General features: G+C 39.6%; 16 protein-coding genes. 12 read left to right on the top strand and 4 right to left on the bottom strand.

Features of this window, described 5'->3' with window-relative positions:
- Positions 1 to 199 precede the first annotated feature (199 nt).
- The 10 genes from thrS (at position 200) to nlpI (ending at position 10244) form a co-directional block, all read left to right on the top strand.
- The gene (thrS, locus tag PING_RS11440) at positions 200 to 2107 is read left to right on the top strand and encodes a threonine--tRNA ligase (RefSeq protein ID WP_011770520.1); all 1908 of its coding nucleotides are present in this window, start codon (positions 200 to 202) and stop codon (positions 2105 to 2107) included.
- A 20-nt stretch (positions 2108 to 2127) separates the two neighbouring features.
- Positions 2128 to 2670 (top strand): translation initiation factor IF-3, encoded by a 543-nt coding sequence (gene infC / locus PING_RS11435; protein ID WP_041767198.1) that lies wholly within the window; start codon positions 2128 to 2130, stop codon positions 2668 to 2670.
- Positions 2671 to 2768: 98 nt separating this feature from the next.
- A complete protein-coding gene (gene rpmI / locus PING_RS11430) occupies positions 2769 to 2966 on the top strand; it encodes a 50S ribosomal protein L35 (protein WP_041767196.1) in 198 nt (65 codons plus the stop codon).
- A 14-nt stretch (positions 2967 to 2980) separates the two neighbouring features.
- Positions 2981 to 3337, top strand: coding sequence for a 50S ribosomal protein L20 (gene rplT / locus PING_RS11425; RefSeq protein WP_011770517.1), 357 nt, complete (start codon positions 2981 to 2983; stop codon positions 3335 to 3337).
- 268 nt (positions 3338 to 3605) lie between these two features.
- Positions 3606 to 4652, top strand: coding sequence for a tRNA preQ1(34) S-adenosylmethionine ribosyltransferase-isomerase QueA (queA, locus tag PING_RS11420; protein WP_041766429.1), 1047 nt, complete (start codon positions 3606 to 3608; stop codon positions 4650 to 4652).
- Positions 4653 to 4780: 128 nt separating this feature from the next.
- Positions 4781 to 5905 (top strand): tRNA guanosine(34) transglycosylase Tgt, encoded by a 1125-nt coding sequence (tgt, locus tag PING_RS11415; RefSeq protein WP_011770515.1) that lies wholly within the window; start codon positions 4781 to 4783, stop codon positions 5903 to 5905.
- 51 nt (positions 5906 to 5956) lie between these two features.
- Positions 5957 to 6289, top strand: a complete 333-nt coding sequence (gene yajC / locus PING_RS11410; protein ID WP_011770514.1) for a preprotein translocase subunit YajC — start codon at positions 5957 to 5959, stop codon at positions 6287 to 6289.
- Positions 6290 to 6382: 93 nt separating this feature from the next.
- The gene (gene secD / locus PING_RS11405; RefSeq protein WP_011770513.1) at positions 6383 to 8245 is read left to right on the top strand and encodes a protein translocase subunit SecD; all 1863 of its coding nucleotides are present in this window, start codon (positions 6383 to 6385) and stop codon (positions 8243 to 8245) included.
- 14 nt (positions 8246 to 8259) lie between these two features.
- Positions 8260 to 9204, top strand: a complete 945-nt coding sequence (gene secF / locus PING_RS11400) for a protein translocase subunit SecF (protein WP_011770512.1) — start codon at positions 8260 to 8262, stop codon at positions 9202 to 9204.
- 122 nt (positions 9205 to 9326) lie between these two features.
- Positions 9327 to 10244: a lipoprotein NlpI gene (nlpI, locus tag PING_RS11395; protein WP_011770511.1), complete on the top strand. Its 918-nt coding sequence runs from the start codon at positions 9327 to 9329 to the stop codon at positions 10242 to 10244.
- A gap of 86 nt (positions 10245 to 10330) precedes the next feature.
- Here the strand turns inward: nlpI and trxB are convergent, their stop codons facing one another.
- Both trxB and rne read right to left on the bottom strand, forming a co-directional pair.
- Positions 10331 to 11281 (bottom strand): thioredoxin-disulfide reductase, encoded by a 951-nt coding sequence (gene trxB / locus PING_RS11390; RefSeq protein WP_011770510.1) that lies wholly within the window; start codon positions 11279 to 11281, stop codon positions 10331 to 10333.
- A gap of 138 nt (positions 11282 to 11419) precedes the next feature.
- Positions 11420 to 14617: a ribonuclease E gene (rne, locus tag PING_RS11385; protein WP_011770509.1), complete on the bottom strand. Its 3198-nt coding sequence runs from the start codon at positions 14615 to 14617 to the stop codon at positions 11420 to 11422.
- 331 nt (positions 14618 to 14948) lie between these two features.
- Here rne and rluC point away from each other — a divergent pair, with 331 nt between their 5' ends.
- The gene (gene rluC, locus PING_RS11380; protein ID WP_011770508.1) at positions 14949 to 15887 is read left to right on the top strand and encodes a 23S rRNA pseudouridine(955/2504/2580) synthase RluC; all 939 of its coding nucleotides are present in this window, start codon (positions 14949 to 14951) and stop codon (positions 15885 to 15887) included.
- Positions 15888 to 16033: 146 nt separating this feature from the next.
- Complete coding sequence (locus PING_RS11375; protein ID WP_011770507.1) at positions 16034 to 16717, top strand: HAD family hydrolase; 684 nt, start codon at positions 16034 to 16036, stop codon at positions 16715 to 16717.
- Between the two features lie 55 nt (positions 16718 to 16772).
- Here PING_RS11375 and PING_RS11370 read toward each other — a convergent pair whose 3' ends face one another.
- Both PING_RS11370 and mfd read right to left on the bottom strand, forming a co-directional pair.
- Positions 16773 to 17537, bottom strand: coding sequence for a peptidoglycan binding protein CsiV (locus PING_RS11370; protein ID WP_011770506.1), 765 nt, complete (start codon positions 17535 to 17537; stop codon positions 16773 to 16775).
- Positions 17538 to 17541: 4 nt separating this feature from the next.
- The gene (gene mfd, locus PING_RS11365) at positions 17542 to 21033 is read right to left on the bottom strand and encodes a transcription-repair coupling factor (protein ID WP_011770505.1); all 3492 of its coding nucleotides are present in this window, start codon (positions 21031 to 21033) and stop codon (positions 17542 to 17544) included.
- Positions 21034 to 21251 lie beyond the last annotated feature (218 nt).

Genomic DNA, 21251 nt, shown 5'->3' with positions numbered 1-21251 from the left:
AGATTCGGTTGGCAAAGGTTGTCATTCGCCCCTAACTTATCAGTATTTTAATCTTCAATGCAGCCCCTATTAAACGCTACTTTTCGAACCTTGGAAATTGGCGCTTTTAATGAGCGTTATATTCCTTTAAAATGCGCATCTTATTTATCAATTATACAAATGCTTTTTGGTTGGAAGCATCACTGTGAGGAAATACAGCATGCCCATTATTACTCTACCCGACGGTAATCAACGTCAATTCGATAACACTACCTCAATAATGGAAATCGCTGCCGATATCGGCCCCGGTCTTGCCAAAGCATGTATTGCCGGACGTGTTGACGGTCAGTTAGTTGATGCATGTGATCCTATTGAGAAAGATGCTAATATTGCCATTATTACCGCAAAAGATGACCAAGGTTTAGAAATTTTACGTCACTCATGTGCGCATCTTTTAGGGCATGCCATTAAGCAGCTTTATCCTAATGCTAAGATGGCTATTGGTCCGACGATTGAAAATGGCTTTTATTACGATATTGATCTTGATGTCACGATCAATGATGATGAATTGGCAAAAATTGCTAAGCGTATGAACGAATTAGTGAAAACTAATTATACTGTGGTTAAAGAAAAAGTTTCGGTAGAAGAAGCAAAAGCGCTTTTCAAAGAGCGTGGTGAGAGCTATAAATTAGAGATTCTTGAAGGTATTCACCCTGATGATCGTCCCGGGTTATACCATCATGAAGAATATATTGATATGTGCCGAGGCCCACATGTGCCGGTAATGAAATTCTGTCAATATTTTAAACTGATGAAGGTCTCAGGCGCATATTGGCGCGGCAATTCAGATAATAAAATGTTACAACGAATTTATGGCACCGCTTGGGCTGACAAAAAACAACTTAATGCGTATTTAAAACGTCTTGAAGAAGCAGCCAAACGTGACCATCGTAAAATTGGTAAACAGTTAGACTTGTATCATATGCAGGAAGAAGCCCCAGGTATGGTTTTTTGGCATAGTAATGGCTGGACAATTTATCGAGAACTTGAAAAATATGTGCGTGAACAAACGGAAGCTTATGACTACCAAGAAGTAAAAGCGCCGCAAATACTGGATCGTGCTCTTTGGGAAAAATCGGGACATTGGGGTAAATACAAAGACAATATGTTCTGTACCAGCTCTGAAAATCGAGACTATGCGATTAAACCCATGAACTGCCCCGGACATTTACAAATCTTCAATCAGGGACTGAAATCGTATCGCGATTTGCCACTGCGCATGGCCGAGTTTGGCTCTTGTCACCGTAACGAGCCGTCCGGCTCATTACACGGTTTAATGCGTGTACGTGCTTTTACTCAGGATGATGCCCATATCTTCTGCACGGAAGAACAAATTCTTGACGAAGTATCTGCTTGTATTCAGATGGTATTTGAATGTTACAAAACCTTTGGTTTTGATGATATTGCTGTCAAACTATCTACCCGCCCAGATCAACGAGTGGGCGATGATGCGACTTGGGATAAGGCCGAAGCGGCTTTGGCTAATGCATTAACCACAAATAATATCAATTATGGTGTACTGCCGGGTGAAGGGGCTTTTTATGGGCCTAAAATCGAATTTACTTTATATGATTGTTTAGGTCGTGGGTGGCAATGTGGTACAATTCAACTAGATTTTTCAATGCCAGGTCGTTTAGACGCTTCTTTTGTTGGTGAAGATAATGAACGACATACACCGGTTATGATTCACCGAGCTATTTTAGGTTCTTTAGAACGTTTTATTGGTATTCTAACTGAAGAGTATGCTGGCGTTTATCCGACATGGTTATCACCAAAACAGGTGGTGGTGATGAATATTACCGATAAACAGTCTGCTTTTGTCGACGAAGTTGTAAATAAATTAAAAAAATCAGGCATTAGAGCCATTTCGGACTTGAGAAATGAGAAGATAGGCTTTAAAATCCGTGAGCATACATTAAAACGTGTTCCGTATTTACTTGTCATCGGTGATCAAGAAGTCGAAGCTGGTGAAGTTGCTGTAAGAACTCGTAAAGGTGATGATTTAGGTAAATTCAAAGTAGACGATTTTGCCGCTTATATTAAAGAAGAAATCATCACACGCCGTTAAATTTATTAGGAGGATTGGTTATAAAAGGTGCAAAAAAAGCCCCACAACAGGGCAATAAACATCGTTTGAATGATGAGATCACCGGGACTGAAGTGCGTCTCTCTGATTCAGAAGGCAAACCAGTTGGCGTCGTTTCACTGGAAGAAGCATTAAATATGGCAGTTGAATCTGATCTAGACTTAGTTGAGATCAGCCCAAATGCCGAGCCACCAGTTTGTCGCATCATGAATTATGGCAAATTTTTGTATGAAAAGACTAAATCCGTTAAAGAACAACGGAAAAATCAGAAACAGGTTCAGTTAAAGGAAATAAAATTCCGTCCTGGGACTGATATAGGCGATTATCAGGTAAAACTACGCAACCTGACTCGCTTTTTAGAAGAGGGTAACAAAGCCAAAGTAACACTGCGTTATCGTGGTCGTGAAATGGCACATCAATCATTAGGAATAGATCTGTTAAACCGTATTAAAGCGGATTTGGCGGAAATATCTGTTGTCGAGTCTTTCCCGAAAATGGAAGGCCGTCAAATGGTGATGGTGTTAGGCCCCAAACGTGCTAGCTAAGGCATAAAGTAGTGTTATATACCCTGTCCATTATTATGCAGCGGTATAAACATTCGCCTTACTGGTTTAATTTAAAATTTAACAATGCGGAGTTCGCAATGCCTAAATTAAAAACGAACAAAGGTGCTGCAAAGCGCTTTAAAAAGACTGCTTCTGGCGGTTTTAAGCGTAAGCAATCACACTTACGTCATATCCTTACTAAGAAGTCTACTAAGCGTAAACGCCATTTGCGTGCACAAAGCATGGTAAATAAAGTAGACGTACCACAAATCCGCAGAATGTTGCCATTTGCTTAAGTAAGGAATAAAAAATGCCAAGAGTTAAACGTGGTGTACAGGCTCGTGCCCGTCACAAGAAAGTATTAAAACAAGCTAAAGGTTATTACGGAGCACGTTCACGTGTTTATCGTGTAGCTGTTCAAGCAGTTACCAAAGCGGGTCAATACGCTTACCGTGACCGTCGTCAACGTAAACGTGTATTCCGTCAATTATGGATCACGCGTATTAACGCTGCATCTCGTATTAGCGGTCTATCTTACAGCCGTTTCATCAATGGTCTGAAAAAGGCTTCTGTTGAAATCGATCGTAAGATACTTGCTGATATTGCAGTATTTGATAAAGCAACATTTGCTCATTTAGTTGAAGTTGCTAAAAAAGCACTTGCTTAATTCGATTGCTTGTAAGTAATTAGATTTTTAAAGGAGACATATGTCTCCTTTTTTTTATTCTAAATATTATCAGCAAGGCAATAATAGTGCGTACAAGGACTTGCTTCTGTCCCTGGTGAAATATCGATGCGTATCTAGATACGATAAAGTAAAATATATTTATAATTAACTATTTTATGGCATCATTTTTCTTTTTTAAGTTACTCCCGCTTGACTTCACTTTTGTCATCCTTAAACTACATCGATTTATCCTTCCGGAATGTTTTGCATGAAAGTTTCAGATTTCTCTTTTGAATTACCGCCAGCACTAATTGCTCGTTACCCTATGAAAGACCGTTCAGCTAGCCGTTTATTGTCGGTGGAAGGGAATTCTGGTGAGTTAAAACATCTACAATTTACTGATCTGGTCGATCTTATTGATGAAAATGATTTACTTATTTTTAATGATACCAGGGTCATTCCTGCCCGTCTTTTTGGTGAAAAAGAGACAGGTGGAAAAATAGAAGTGCTGGTTGAAAGAGTCTTAGATGATAAAAGTTTCCTCGCGCATCTGCGCAGTTCTAAATCACCAAAACCAGGCTGTAAATTACGTTTAGAAAATAGCATTGATGCTGTGATGCTAAAACGTCAGGGACCCTTATTTGAAATACATATTGATCATGGCAGCACAGTACTTGAAGTCCTTGAGTCAATTGGTCATATGCCATTGCCTCCCTATATTGACCGCCCTGATGAAGATGCCGATAAAGAGCGTTACCAGACTGTTTATAATAAAAACCCGGGGGCGGTTGCCGCACCCACTGCAGGTCTTCATTTTGATCAGGCAGTTATGACAAAATTGCAGGATAAAGGCGTTGATTTTGCCTTTGTTACACTGCATGTTGGCGCGGGAACATTTCAACCTGTCAAAGTAGATAATATACTCGATCATCAAATGCACAGTGAATATGCCGAGGTGTCACAAGAAGTTATTGATAAAATAAACACCACTAAAGCGAAAGGCGGGCGTGTTATTGCCGTTGGTACAACTTCTGTACGTTCCGTTGAAAGCGCAGCACAAGTGAGTGTTAAAATGGGTAATGACCTTGCCCCATTCTTTTCTGAAACGAGCATTTTTATTTACCCGGGCTATCAATTTCAGATAATTGATGCACTAGTGACCAATTTTCATTTGTCAGAATCGACACTATTGATGCTGGTGTCCGCTTTTTCGGGTAAAGAAAATATTGATAATGCCTACAAAGTGGCTATTCAGGAAAAATATCGTTTTTTTAGTTATGGTGATGCGATGTTTTTAACTAAAAAAACCAAATAGATAACAGTCAGTCGTTATATAAGCAAAACAGTCGTTGTTCCTGTTTTGAATTATTAACTGCTTTAAATATATAAAATAGATAAAACAAACAAAAATATAATCAGATTGTTTATCTGATAAGGAAAATCATGGAATATAAATTAATTAATACTGATGGGCGTGCGCGTCGGGGCCGTTTGACCTTTGATCGTGGCAGCGTTGAAACTCCCGCATTTATGCCTGTGGGTACTTACGGTACAGTAAAAGGAATGACGCCCGAAGAGGTTGATGCAACCGGCGCAGAAATTTTATTGGGAAATACCTTTCACTTGTGGTTACGCCCCGGTCAGAAAGTCATCAAAGCACACGGTGATTTGCATGATTTTATGAATTGGAAGGGCCCCATTTTAACAGATTCAGGCGGCTTTCAAGTATTTAGCTTAGGTAAAATGCGCAAGATAAAAGAAGAGGGGGTTTATTTTCGTAGCCCTATTAATGGTAGTGAGGTATTTTTATCACCTGAAATATCGATGGATATACAGTACGATTTAGGATCTGACATTGTGATGATCTTTGATGAATGTACTCCTTATCCGGCGACAGAAGAAGAAACGGATGTTTCGATGCAACTTTCCCTACGCTGGGCGCAGCGCAGTCGGGATCGTTTTGATGAACAACAAAATCCGAATGCTTTATTTGGTATTATTCAGGGGGGGTGTTTCGAGCAATTTCGCGATATTTCTTTAGATGGATTAACCAATATAGGTTTTGATGGTTATGCGATTGGTGGCCTTGCAGTGGGTGAGCCGAAAGAAGATATGTACCGCATCTTAGAATATATCGCGCCTAAAATCCCTGAGGATAAACCCCGTTATTTAATGGGGGTTGGCAAACCTGAAGATTTAGTTGAAGGCGTGCGTCGCGGTATTGATATGTTTGATTGTGTTATGCCGACTCGCAATGCGCGTAATGGGCATTTATTCACAACGGATGGTGTGATAAAAATTCGTAACGCTAAACACCGTGAAGATGCAACTACTTTAGATTCCGAATGTGATTGTTACACCTGTAAAAACTATACGCGTGCATATCTATATCATCTTGATAAATGTGGAGAAATACTGGGTGCGCGATTAAACACTATCCATAACTTAAGTTACTATCAACGTTTAATGAAAGGTTTGCGTGAAGCCATTGAACAGGGTAAATTAGAAGACTTTGTTGATACGTTTTATCAACGCATCGGAAAAGAAAAACCGATGCTGGACGTTTAACAAATTTAGCTATAACAATAATATTTAATTTTAATTTATAAGGGTAACAAAATGAGTTTATTTATTTCTGAAGCACATGCAGCAGGTGAAGGTCAAGCAACAGACAGTATGTCTTTTGTTTTGATGATGGTTGTTTTCGCTGCAATATTTTATTTTATGATTTACCGTCCTCAGGCAAAGCGTACTAAAGCGCATAAAAGCCTAATGGAAAGTATCGGTAAAGGTGATGAAGTCTTAACCCAAGGTGGTTTAATTGGGCGTGTTGTTAAAGTTAATACTGAAAATGATTATCTTCAAATTGAATTAAATGAAAATAATATCATTTCAATTAAAAAAGATTATGTAACCGCTATTTTACCAAAAGGCACGCTTAAATCTATCTAAGAAACATTCAGCTTTTTTAATAGAGATAACGAAGTAAGAGACAAACATTACTTCGTTATCATTTTATTAGGCGCTTCATTTAAGGACAATACAGTGTTAAATAAATACCCTATGTGGAAGTATTTGCTGCTTTTATTTATAGTTTTCATCAGTTTACTTTATGCAGCTCCGAATCTATACGGAGAAGATCCTGCCGTTCAAATATCTGCTACCCGTGGTGCAAAAGTCGAGCTTTCGACGTTGGGCGACGTTCAAGATATTCTTAAACAGTCAAATATCATTCCTAAAAGTGCCGTTCTTGAAAATGATCAGCTTTTAATTCGTCTAAAATCCAGTGAAGATCAATTATTAGCGCGTGAAACCATTATTGAAAAATTAGAGGGCGATTTTGTTACTGCGCTTAATTTGGCGCCTTCAACACCTGCCTGGTTAGAAGCTATTGGTGCCGGGCCACTAAAATTAGGCCTTGATTTACGCGGCGGTGTTTATTTTCTGATGGAAGTGGATATGGATGAGGCCGTCAGTAAAGCACAAGAGCAAATGGTGCAGGATTTACGTGGCGATTTACGGACAGAAAAAATAAGATTTCGTGGTATCACTAAAGCGAATAGCGCAACGGGTGTACTTGTAACATTCACTGAGCAATCAATTTTGGACAGTGCCATTGACTATTTAAAACCTAATAATCCAGGTTACCAATTTTCTGAATCCGTTGATAATGGCCGTTATATTCTATCTATTGAAATGACGGAGCAGAAATTGCAGGCGAGCAAAGAGTACGCTCTGCAGCAAAATTTGACTATTCTTCGTAACCGAGTTAATGAACTTGGCGTTGCTGAACCTTTAGTTCAACGGCAAGGTACGGACAGAATTGTTGTTCAATTACCGGGTATTCAAGATACGGCACGTGCAAAAGAGATCCTGGGTGCAACGGCTACACTTGAGTTTCATGCAGTAGACTCAGAAACAAATATTAATGATGCATTAGCAGGACGTTTGCCTTCTTCATCAATTGTTTATAAGGAGAGAGATGGTCGCCCTGTCGTGGTTAAAAAACAGATTATTTTAACTGGTAACCATATCGTGGATGCACAATCGGGCAGTGATGATATGGGGCGTCCTCAGGTTAGTATCTCACTTGATTCGCAAGGTGGCAGCATGATGTCCCGTTTTACCAAAAATAATATTGGTAAACCAATGGCTACCCTGTTTATTGAGTATTTACCGACAGGTAAGAAAAAACCGAACGGTAAGGCTATTATTGAAAAGCGTGAAGAAGTTGCCAATGTAGCCACTATTCAAGCGCAGCTTGGCCGTAGTTTTCGTATTACCGGACTTGATAACGCGGCAGAAGCACATAATCTGGCGCTATTACTGCGCGCCGGTGCGCTTATTGCACCTATTCAAATCGTCCAGGAACGTACTATTGGACCGAGTTTAGGACAAGAAAATATAGATAACGGCATTAAGGCAATGGTCTATGGCATGCTTGCTGTTGTCTTGTTTATGTTTGTTTATTATCGAAAATTTGGGGTTATCGCCAATACGGCTTTGCTCTTCAATATCGTTATGATTATCGGTTTTATGTCTATGATCCCAGGGGCTACATTAACCTTACCTGGCATTGCCGGTATTGTCTTGACTGTGGGTATGGCCGTTGATGCGAATGTGCTTATATTTGAAAGAATTAGAGAAGAATTAGCTGCTGGAAAATCAATCCAACAAGCAATTCATGAAGGCTATTCTAATGCATTTTCTACTATAGCGGATGCGAATATTACTACTTTCATAACAGCATTAATTTTGTTTGCTGTGGGTACCGGACCAATTAAAGGTTTCGCTGTTACGCTCGCGATTGGTATTGCGACTTCTATGTTTACTTCTATTTTTGGAACACGCGCTATTGTAAACGCTGTCTGGGGTGGTCGTAATGATATTAAGAAACTATCAATCTAGCGCAAGGAAATATTATGTTTGAGTTAATTAAATCGAAAAAAACGCTGCCTTTTATGCAATATTCGAAACCGGCATCTTGGTTTTCAATGTTCTTAATTGTCGCTTCAGTTGCCGCGTTAAGTATTAACTGGTTAAACTGGGGCCTTGATTTTACCGGTGGGACTGTTATTGAAGTTGGTTTTGAGCAACCTGCTGTATTACCCGATGTGCGTGATGTATTAGCATCGAATGATTTCTCCGATGCAGTTGTTCAGCATTTCGGCACTAGCCGTGATGTTATGATCCGCTTAGCACCTCGAGAAGGCGTTCGAGGAGAAGTTATCGGGACTCAGGTGCTAGAGTCATTACAGAATGCCGATTTCGGACAAGTGGATATGCGCCGGATTGAATTTGTTGGGCCTAATGTGGGGGCTGAATTAGCAAATTCCGGTGGTTTAGCTATTATTATTGCGCTTATCTGTATTTTAATTTATGTCAGTATTCGCTTTGAATGGCGCTTGGCGTGCGGCTCTGTGTTAGCTTTAGCACACGATATTATTATAACACTCGGATTTTTCTCATTATTTAAAATTGAAGTGGATTTAACCGTATTAGCCGCTTTATTGGCTGTTGTTGGTTATTCTCTCAACGATACTATTGTAGTATTTGACCGAATACGTGAAAATTTCCGCTTACTGACAACGGCAACTTCAAATGATATTGTCGATAAATCGCTTACACAGACCTTAAGCCGTACCTTAATTACCTCAGGAACCACTATTTTTGTATTGATTTCACTGTTTATTTTTGGCGGTGCATTGATCCATGGTTTTGCAACGGCATTATTGATTGGTGTTATCGTGGGTACTTACTCCTCCATTTATGTGGCCAGTGCACTGGCAATTAAATTAGGTATTTCCCGTGAGCATATGATTCCAGAAGTTGTTGAAAAAGAGGGGGCAGATCAAGACCCCTTATAGTAGATAAATTGGACAGCTAAAAAGCACTGCATGCAGTGCTTTTTTTATTTCAAAATATATCTAACTTTACTTTCAGCTTGTTATAGTTCACTCTTAACTCACTTGTCTTAAAGGGTTTGTTCATGAGATTTCATTGTTCATTATTGTTCGTTTTACCTATTTTATTTACATTAACAGCTTGCCAAAGCCTTCCTAATACTGAGCAGGATTTTTCAACGCAAAATAATGTAATTAATAAATTCCCTCTCTCTACAGCTGTGCAAATAGACTATCAAGATGAAGTTAAATTGTTAAAAATTAATCAATTACTTGTTGAACAAAAAGATCTGGATGCAAGACAGTACGCAGTATTATTTTATGAACGTGGGGTTATTTATGACCGAATGGGCTTGGCAGCACATAGTCGTTATGATTTTATCCAAGCGTTGAGTGTTGATCCTACCTTTGCAGATGCTTATAACTTTTTAGGGCTTTATCTATTATTATCCGAATCCTATGATGAGGCATTTGATGCTTTTGATTCGGCATTAGAGTTATCCGATAATATGCAATACAGTTATTTGCATAGGGCAGTTGGGCTGTATCAAATCGGACGTTATCAATTAGCGATGAATGATATTGAAAAGTTCTATTCGCTTGATCAAAATGATCCCTATCGGGTTTTGTGGCGTTTCATTATTAACAGTAAAGTCGATCAGTTAAAAGCGTTACAGACACTTAAATCATCAACTCAATTAAGTAATGATCCTCGCTTTGCCTGGGCAATCGTTGATGTGATAGCGGGCAGAACAACAGAAAAAGATTTTCTTGAAAGTCTCTCTTATGGTGTTAACACCAATAAAGAACTTGCTGAGCGTCTATGTGAGGCCTATTTTTATCTTGCTCATTGGCATCAATTGTCAGGCCATTTAGAGAAAGCGGTCTATTACTTTAAATTAAGTACCGCGACAAATATTCATGAGTTTATTGAATATAAGTATGCATTGATAGAGTTAGGTGCAATTCAAAGAAGGTTGCAGACTGGTAAAGATAAAAAATAACCCCGTTGCTTACATGTTGCAGTGACTTTTTATAAAAAAGGTAGCCAATGGTTACCTTTTTAGTTAGATAATATGTTAGTTAATCACTAAAGATTATCTAAGTAGCGCTCAGCATCTAATGCTGCCATACAACCTGTGCCAGATGAAGTGATCGCCTGGCGATATATATGATCACAGACATCACCTGCAGCAAAGACGCCTTTAATACTGGTCTGTGTTGCGTTTCCATCGTTACCAGATTGCACTTTTAAATAACCATGATTCATCTCAAGTTGTCCTGCAAACATACCTGTATTAGGTTTATGGCCAATGGCAATGAAAACACCCATTACTTCTAGATTTTCAGTTTTATCGGACAGCGTATCTTTTAAGCGCAGGCCAGTTACACCCATCTCATCGCCTAATACTTCATCTAAGGTTCTGTCTGTATGTAAAATGATATTACCGTTGGCAATTTTTGCATTGAGTCTATCTAACAATATTTTCTCACTGCGAAACCCAGTGCGGCGGTGAATAAGATGTACTTCAGATGCAATATTTGATAAATATAATGCTTCCTCAACGGCAGTATTACCGCCACCAACCACGGCCACTTTTTGATTTTTGTAAAAGAAACCGTCACAAGTAGCACAAGCTGAAACACCACGTCCCTTAAATGCATCTTCTGAGTCAAGACCTAAGTAAGTTGCCGATGCACCTGTGGCAATAATTAAAGCGTCACAACTGTATGTATCACTGTCGCCTTTTAAGGTAAAAGGGGACTTGGTTAATTCTACTTCATTGATATGATCAAAAATTATTTTAGTATCAAAACGTTCCGCATGATCTTTCATGCTATCCATTAAACCGGGTCCAGTCATATCAGCGGAACCACCCGGCCAGTTTTCAACATCAGTTGTTGTGGTAAGTTGCCCACCTTGTTCCATGCCGGTGATTAATACAGGGTTTAGATTGGCACGTGCAGCATAAACTGCTGCAGTATATCCGGCAGGTCCGGAACCTAAAATTAATAATTTTTGATGTTTTGTTTCGCTCATAAAGACACCTTGAATAAAGAGAGATAGGTTATAAGGGCTAATATTAACCCTCTGAAAAAAAAACACAGTAAAAAAAACGGATATTCCATTGAAATATCCGTTTAAATTGATAGTTAAAGCCTATTAACTAAATATTTATTATAATTTTGCCTTAACTGTTTCACTGCTCGCACTACTGGTAGCAAAACGGCTACCAGCCGGGCGCCCTGATTTAGTGACTGTTAGTCGCTGTGTTGCGGCAACAATCATTATGTTAGCATTTGTATCAAGTGGTCCACTGACTGTTTTAGTCATTGGAGATGCTGAAGATTTTTTAAGATTACTGATTATTCCTTGGTTTTTATTAATTGATTTTTCATTAATAGTGGCACCTGCAAGCTCAGTTTCTTTAACTTCAGCAGTTTCTTTAACTGAAGCAGTTTCTTCAACTGGAGCAGTTTCTTCAACTGCAGCAGTTTCTTTAACTGGAGCAGTTTCTTTAACTGGAGCAGTTTCTTTAACTGGAGCAGTTTCTTTAACTGGAGCAGTTTCTTTAACTGGAGCAGTTTCTTTAACTGGAGCAGTTTCTTTAACTGCGGCGGTTTCTTTAACTGCGGCGGTTTCTTCAACTGCGGCGGTTTCTTCAACTGCGGCGGTTTCTTTAACTGCGGCGGTTTCTTCAACTGCGGCGGTTTCTTTAACTGCAGCGGTTTCTTTAACTGCAGCGGTTTCTTCAACCGGAGCGGTTTCTTTAACGTTAGGGGTTTCTTTAACTTCAGCTTTTTCAATAACCTTAGCAGTTTCGGCCGCAGACGAAATTTGCTGAGCTTCTTGAATTGCTGCATTAACGCTTTTTTGAATCTGCTCAACAGATTCTTGTGTAGTCGATGTGTTTTTAATCGTTTCAATTTCTGGTGCAATAGAAGCTTGCTGCTCAGCATTGCTTACCATTTCGGCCATTGCTTGATCTGCGACAGGCTCAAATTTAGCTTCACTATCAACAGTTTCAGATTCTGGGTAGCGACTACTTATCGGATCTTGCTGATCTGTTGGTAAGTTATATTCTTCCTGATCACTTTCAGGCGTCATATTCTTTTTATTTCGTTGGGCATTATTGCGCAGATAACGTGAACGACGACTTGGAATTGCAACTGCTTTATGTTCTTCAGTTTCAATTTTATCTGCTGTTGGGGCTGTATTACCCTCTACCGCTAGTTCCGTGTCAGCTGTTTCTGCTTTTACCGGTTTGCTTTTCGGTGCTGCCGGTTTTTTAACTTTAGGCGTATTAACAGCGGGTTTATTATCCAGCTCATTAACAGCTGGCGCTTCTACACTGGACGAGTCTGTTTCACGCGTATTTTGAATACGTACTTTTTTGCGCATATTTCTACGTTTACGGCGAACGGCAACTGCATCTTCATTTGCAGGAGGTTGAACTGACGTTTCTTGCTTTTTAGGGCGTTCAGACTCTTTGTTGGGAGTCGCTTTAGCTTCAGTAGGTGCTTGCGTAGTACGACTTTTCTCGGCGCGATTTTGATTACGGTTCCGATTGCGACTGTTGTTGCGGTTATTGCGGTTATTAGTGACTGGCTCTGCAACGGGCGGTGCTTCTTTTTCCTCAACAGGCAGTTGTTTTTCGCTATCATTGAATAGAGAAGATATCGCCGAGATTATTTTTGAAAAGAGAGAAGGTTTTGCCGCTTCTACTGTTTTAGGCTCCGGAATTATCTCTTTCTTTACTGTTTTTTCTTCTGTGGTTTTTTGTTTAGGACTTGAAAAACCAGACAATACAGGATCGGCTTCATTGTTATGCTCATCTTTGATGACATTAGGCACATAAACCGTATGTTGTTTTTCAAGGGCATCGTAATTGATATCTTCTTTGCCATCTTTACGGGTACGTTTAATTTCAAAATGCGGTGTTAACAGGTTCGCATTGGGAATGATATAAACTTCGCAAGAATGACGTTTTTCTATTTTTTGCACATCTTTACGTTTTTCATTTAATAAGTAAGCGGCAACGGCAACCGGAACAGTCGCTTGAATTTGTACCGTATTCTCTTTTAAGCCTTCCTCCTCTATTAGTCGTAAAATAGCTAATGCAAGCGATTCATTATCACGGATGGTACCTTGACCATGGCAGCGAGGGCAGACACGAGATGCAGATTCACCAAGAGAAGGCCGAAGACGTTGACGGGACATTTCCATCAGACCAAAACGAGAAATACGACCTAATTGAATGCGGGCTCTATCCTGACGAACGGATTCACGCATACGGTTTTCAACTTCACGCTGATGGCGAGGCGGTGTCATATCGATAAAGTCGATAACAACTAAACCGCCCAAGTCACGCAGGCGTAATTGTCGGGCTATCTCTTCTGCCGCTTCCAGATTTGTATTAAAAGCAGTTTCTTCAATATCACTACCACGTGTAGCACGTGCAGAGTTAATATCAATAGAGGTTAAGGCCTCAGTGGGATCAATAACAATTGAACCACCGGAAGGTAAACGGACTTCACGCTGGAAAGCCGATTCTATTTGACTTTCTACCTGATAATGAGTGAATAATGGCACTTCACCCTGGTATAATTTTAAGCGGCTAACATAGTCAGGACGCACCATCGCGATGTGATTTTTAGCCAGTTCAAAGGTTTTTGCATGATCAATAACAATCTCACCTATATCACGGCGCAGATAATCACGAATAGAGCGTACGATAACATTGCTTTCTCTATGAATTAGAAAAGGAGCAGGTTGAGCACGGGCAGCTTCGTCAATGGCTTGCCAATGATTAACTAATACATTTAAATCCCATTCCAACTCTTCCGGCGTTTTACCTACCCCGGCTGTGCGTACGATAAGTCCCATGCCGTTGGGTAGTTTAAGGTGGCTAAGCGCTTCTTTGAGTTCAGTTCGTTCATCGCCTTCGATGCGACGTGAAATACCGCCTGCACGAGGATTGTTTGGCATTAATACTAAGTAACTACCGGCTAAACTGATAAAGGTGGTTAATGCCGCACCTTTATTACCGCGTTCTTCTTTCTCAATTTGGATAATGACTTCCTGACCCTCTTTTATGACGTCTTTAATATTCGGACGTCCTTTAAAAGAATAACCTTCAGGGAAGTATGTGCGGGCAATCTCTTTTAGAGGAAGGAAACCATGTCGTTCAGCACCATATTCTACAAACGCAGCTTCTAAGCTGGGCTCTACACGAGTGATTTTACCTTTGTAAATATTTGCTTTTTTTTGTTCATGACCAGGGCTTTCAATATCTAGGTCATACAACATCTGACCATCTACGAGTGCAACACGCAATTCTTCTGCTTGAGTCGCATTGATTAACATTCTTTTCATTTAATAAACTCTTATATTTTATAGTTATTTTTAATTTGTTGGTTATGTCTTTGTTCACTTGACCTCGAGTCTGGTTATACAGTCTCGCGACTGGAAATATGTAGAGGTGCATTTGAAAGTGAGAGCAACGGTCTGATTCTTTATCAATTGATATTAGTCAAAATATAAGAATAAGTTTAAGACTCAACATTATGTTTTTTTGGGTTGTTTAGACTGCTAGCTAATTTTTTTATTAACGAGTCATTAACTTATAGATTGTCTCATTAATAGTACTTTACCCGCAATATAAATTTTTAGATATTATCTGCTTAACACGTGATAAACTTAGCTTATGGAACAAATAAATCACTCAGTACGCATACTTGAGATTACTCAAGAAAATGCACAACAACGAATTGATAATTATCTTCGTTTACACTTAAAAGGCGTCCCTAAAAGTATGATCTACCGGATTGTACGTAAGGGAGAAGTGCGTGTTAATAAAAAACGTATTAAGCCAGACTATAAACTGCAAACGGGTGATTTCGTCCGTATCCCGCCCGTGCGCGTAGCAAAAGAAAATGCTTTACCTTCTCCTAAATTGAATAAAATAGCGCGTCTGGAATCGCAAATTGTTTATGAGGATGATGGTTTAATTATTTTAAATAAACCCTCGGGTCTTGCTGTGCATGGTGGTAGTGGTCTTGATTTTGGCATAATTGAAGGATTACGTGCTTTACGGCCCGAATCGCGATTTTTGGAGTTAGTACATCGACTTGATAAAGCCACCTCGGGCTGTTTATTGATCGCTAAAAAACGCAGTATGTTACGTGCGCTGCATGAACAGTTACGTAATAAAACAATGAATAAACAATACCACGCTCTGGTTAAAGGGGTCTGGGAGAAAAAATGGCGCAGCGTGACCGCTCCATTACTTAAAAAAGCACAGGATTCTATTGTAAAAGTGAGTGAATTGGGTAAAGCATCCGAAACGCGGTTTAAAATTTTACAGCGCTATCAGGGAGCGACATTAGTCGAAGCCTCTCCGGTGACGGGAAGAACGCATCAAATACGCGTACACAGCGCCTCTAAAGGGCATAACATTGCCTGTGACGACCGTTATGGAGATGAACAATTCAGTAAAGAGATGCAGGCTTTGGGCTTAAACCGCTTATTTTTACATGCGGCGCATATCACTTTTTTCCATCCAGTATTAGAAAAACAGATGACGGTGAGTGCACCTCTTTGCTCTGAACTTACGTTATTGCTAGAAAAGCTGCAAAGAAATTAAGATCAAGCCTTAGTTTTTTTATACCCAAGGCACTTGCTCACCGGGCTACCTTTAAGTACCTTGGGAGCAAAATTAAATGTTAATAGAACCCACTAATAATAGAACCCACTAATAATAGAACCGGTTACTAACAGAACGGAGCTTGTATGCACTCGAATAAACAGTTGCTTGAAAATCCGGAAAATAATAAATATTCAGTGATTATTTTCGATTGGGATGGCACTTTAATGGACTCCATCGATAAAATCATTAATTGTGTTATACAAGCGGCAAAGCTGAGCGATATACTGGCTCCCTCTCCCCAAGCCATTCGTGATATTATTGGTCTCAGTTTAGATAAGGCAATGGAGATACTGTTCCCGATGTTATCTCCCGCTAAGCAGCAACAACTGATCGATGCATATCGTCATCAATACACCTATTTGAATAAACAGAACACCCCCTTTTATCCGGGTATTAAAGCCTGGCTAAAGGTGTTAAAACAACAAGGTTACCTGCTCGCAGTTGCCACGGGGAAGGGGCGCAAAGGACTTGATCGACAGCTCTTGCAATATGAAGTGACTGACTTATTTTCAATTACCTATTGCGCAGACGAAACGCTTTCTAAACCTGACCCTCTGATGCTAAATAATATACTAGAAGCATTGTCTATCAATGCTGAACAAGCACTGATGATAGGTGACTCTTCTTTTGATCTGGAAATGGCGAATAATGCTAATGTCGATTGTATTGGGGTGACTTATGGCGTGCACTCCGACGCTGTCTTATCTCAGTACAAGCCCATTGCTATTTTAAGCGATTTACCCACGCAACTCTGGAAATATATTTAAGATTCAATCGCTTTGGCGCTGTTGCCAAAGCGATTGACCAGGTTATTTATAAAAATTATTTCCCTTCAATTTTTCTTATTTGTACAATAATTCCCATCAATGGATGGTCTAAATAATGAATCTCTTCACTTCTTAAACGGCGTTTTTGATCAAACATAACTTCTTTAATAACCATCCTTTGGTTATTTTCAAAGGTGTCGCTCTCTCTCTTTAGAGAGATAGTTTCAACCCCATTTTCACTTTCGAGTGTACTTGAATTTTGCACATCAGCGGTCTGTTGTTTGATTTGCTCCTGCATTGTTTTTTGACGAACAATGAGCTGACTGTCTATATAGAGATAATGGTCTAAGTAGATTTCAAAATTTCCATCGACCGCCCATTTATCACCTAATTGAGTGCCTAATCCAAGATTTTCACCGCCAAAAAGGTGAATAGGTTTTGCGCTATTATTGCTCTTAACGGGCATTTGCCAAGCCATATGTAAAATCGGCTTAAAGGCTGCGTGTGCGGCTAATCTTTCACGTTGTGCGCTGAGATTCAGATGCGAACTATTTAACAGGATGAAGTTATTGGCATTGTAATCAAACTGTTGTGCACTAATAATCACGGGATTAGCCTCACCCGACCCATTTACCTTTAGCATTGAGGTGCTGCTGCTCGTGTCCACCGCTATCACATCGTCTGATAATTTTTCACCTATTTTTTCAAGGCTGATATTACGTTGAAAAAGCAGGACTTCAATTTCAAACCAGCGTTCTTCAGCACTGGCTGAAAATGAGGAACACAACAATATAACGGGTAAGAACAGTTTGTAATTCAAAGTATTATCCTTTAGCTTTTTTTATTAAATGTGATTCAAAACTATGCAGTAATTGCATAATCCAGTTGATTCGTTGCCTGCTGTCCGACAGGTCGCAAATAAATTTAAGTTTAGTGGGGCCATCTAGTTTAAATGTATTTGCCTGTGTTTGCAGCAATGACACCAGAAACATTGGATCCACTGGTGTATTTTCTGTAAATAAAATATTACCACCATTCGCATGTGCTTCTAAACGTTTAATGCCTAATGGCGTACACTGCTGTTTTATTGTCGCCACTTGGATAAGATTTTTAGTCGAAGCGGGTAATAGGCCAAAGCGATCTATTAATTCCACCTGAATTTCTCTTAATGCAAGTTTATTTTTACTGCCAGCGATACGCTTATACAGTGATAAGCGCTGATTAACGTCAGGCATGTAATCCGTTGGAATCAAGGCAGGGATACGCAGTTCAACTTCCGCTTGGCTTGCCATAAGGTGCTCTAATGTAGGCTCCTGACCATTTTTTAATGCCTCAATCGCTTGATTTAACATTTCCATATACAGATTGTAACCAATACTGGCAATTTGCCCCGATTGTTCATCGCCCAATAACTCACCCGCGCCGCGAATTTCTAAATCGTGAGTGGCCAGAGTAAAACCTGCCCCTAAGGTATCTAACGCTTCGATCGCCTGCAGCCTTTTTTGTGCATCTTTGGTCATTAGCTTGGGTTTTGGTGTTAAAAGATACGCATAGGCTTGATGATGTGAACGGCCAACCCGCCCGCGCAGTTGATGCAATTGTGCAAGACCAAGATGGTCGGCACGATTGATGATAATAGTATTGGCACTGGGGATATCAATACCTGTCTCAATAATAGTGCTGCAAACTAACACGTTTTGTCGCTGATGGTAAAAGTCAGCCATGATTTTTTCAAGCTGATGTTCATTCATTTGCCCGTGAGCAACAGCCACTTTTGCCTGTGGTATAAGCTGCTGTATATCGTGAGCTGCTTTTTCGATAGTAGCAACGTTATTATGTAAAAAGTAAACTTGTCCGCCACGCATAATTTCACGGGTTATTGCATCGCTTATAATTTGATCTTTCTTCTGTACGACGAAGGTTTTTACCGCTAAGCGTTTTGCTGGCGGCGTTGCGATAATTGAAAGATCTCTCATGCCATTCATCGACATATTTAATGTTCTTGGAATGGGAGTAGCTGTTAGCGTTAAAATGTCAATTTGTGCCCGCAAGGCTTTGATTTTTTCCTTTTGGCGTACGCCAAATCGATGCTCTTCATCAATAATTAACAACCCTAAATCAGCAAATTGCACATTGCTGCTGAGCAGTTTGTGTGTACCGATCAGTATATCAATTTTTCCCTGGTTTACTTCTTCCAGAATAAGTTTCTGCTGTTTTGCTGTTTTAAAGCGCGAAAGGACTTCGATACGCACTGGCCAGTCGGCAAATCTATCTTTAAAATTTTCATAATGCTGCTGTGCGAGCAAGGTTGTTGGTACTAAAAGAGCAACCTGGCGTAAATTATCGGTGGCGATAAAGGCCGCACGCATTGCCACCTCGGTTTTACCAAAACCTACATCACCACAAACCAGCCTGTCCATCGGCTGTGAAGAACACATATCAGATATAACAGCCTTTATGGTAAGAGCCTGATCATGGGTTTCTTCAAAAGGAAAGTCGTTGCTAAATAGCGCATAATGCGTTTTATTAAGCTTATATTGATGGCCGACCTTGGCTGCCCGTTGTGCATAAACTTCAAGCAGTTCTGCGGCGACATCCCGCACTTTTTCTGCGGCCTGTTTTTTGGCTTTTTGCCACGTTTCCGTGCCTAATTTATTAATGGGGGCATTTTCTACATCATGACCGCTATAGCGGCTGATTAATTGGAGAGAGCTTACGGGGACGTAAAGTTTATCACCGCGCAGATATTCCAATTTAACAAATTCAGTTAAGTGACCAGCAGTTTCTATTGTTTCCAGCCCTAAATATTTACCCACACCATAATCAATATGAACAACTGGCTGATCTATTTTAATCTCTGCCAAATTACGCACGATATGATCAGCGCTGTAATTCTCATCGTTATTTTCTTTACGTCGACGTCGTTGTGTGACTTTATGGCCTAATAATTCATTTTCTGTCACAAATGCAAAATCAGTATCCGTTAATATAAAACTGTTTTCAACTTGACTGATGGTAATGCCAAGTTGTTTCTTACTTTTAGTAAAAGAGGTCAGGGTAGAGAATTCGCTAAGGGGTAATTTTAAGGTGGCTAATAACTCTAATAAAGACTCCTTACGTCCCGCTGATTCAACGCTAAATAATACTTTACCGGTAAAATTTGTGATGAAATGTTGGAGCTTCTGCAATGGCGCGTTTTTGTTATGTTCAATCTGAATATCAGGAACGGCTTGTATTGCGCAGTTCTGCTTGGTGTTTTTTGGGTGTTCAAAAGGTTGCGTACGAAAGTCATAACGAGGCCACTGGTTTATAAGTTCAAAACACTGCTCATGGCGCAGATATAACTCTTCGGGCGGCAATAAAGGGCGGAATAAATCAACAGATTTTTCTTGATAACGGGTGGAGATGGTTTTCCAAAAATCGCTACAGGCTTGATTAATATCACCCGCAATTGCTAGTCTGGCATTACTTGGGAAATAATCAAATAAGCTTGCAGTGTCAGCAAAAAAAAGGGGTAAATAATATTCAATACCCGCAGGTAAATTATGCTGACTAATTTGCTCAAAGACAGAGTCGTTACCGGTTGATAACGGTGAGGTGAATTTATGGGTAAATTGTACTTTAAAACGCTTAATAGCGTCTTTATCCGTTGCAAATTCATGTGCGGGCAGTAATTTTATTTCCGAAATCGCTTTTAAAGAACGTTGGCTTTCACTATCAAAGGGACGAATAGAGTCAACTTCATCATCAAAAAAATCAATACGGTACGGCGTGTCACTGCCCATAGGGTAAATATCTAACAAGGAGCCCCGTGCGCAGAACTCGCCATGTTCCATAACTTGTTCAACCGCATAATAACCCGCTTCTTGAAGATCCGCTCGTAATGCTTGTAATTCAATCTTTTGCTTATTTTTTATTATTAAAGTGTGCTGTTTTAAATAGGAAGGGGGGGCGATACGCAGTAACAGCGTACTGATTGGGACAATTAATATGGCATTTTTAAGATTTGGTAACTTATATAATGTTTCGATACGGTTAGAGATAATATCCTGATGAGGCGAGAAATTATCGTAAGGCAGTGTTTCCCAATCGGGAAAGGTAATTAGTTCAAGGTTATCTTCAACGAAAAATTCAAGTTCCTGCCTTAATTTTAAAGCAGTGGGCGTATCATCAACGATCAAAATTAAGGGGGATGCTTGTTGTTTGGCACACTCACTAATAGCCAATGCTTGACTACTACCCAATAAATTTCCGAATATTAAACGATCTGATTTTTTCTTTAATGCGGGAACAGATAATAAAGCTAGGTCAGTCATTGAATGTGTTATCCATTATATTCATTAAAAAAGGAGTTACTCTAACTATTTTTCACTGTTTACACCAACTATGCAATGAACTTTGAACTTTCCGGTGTGTATTTATCAACAAATTAGCCATCGCTTTGATTTAAATACTTTTGGGTATCTTGATCTTTGCAGATACATTAGAATGTTTATTCATAATTTTGAATCAAAGCGTTATTTGTCATTTCCTG

Source organism: Psychromonas ingrahamii 37 (genome assembly GCF_000015285.1).
GTDB classification, from domain to species: domain Bacteria; phylum Pseudomonadota; class Gammaproteobacteria; order Enterobacterales; family Psychromonadaceae; genus Psychromonas; species Psychromonas ingrahamii.
The sequence above is the reverse complement of the archived record's forward strand: the minus strand, read 5'-3'. Positions and strand labels throughout refer to the sequence as shown.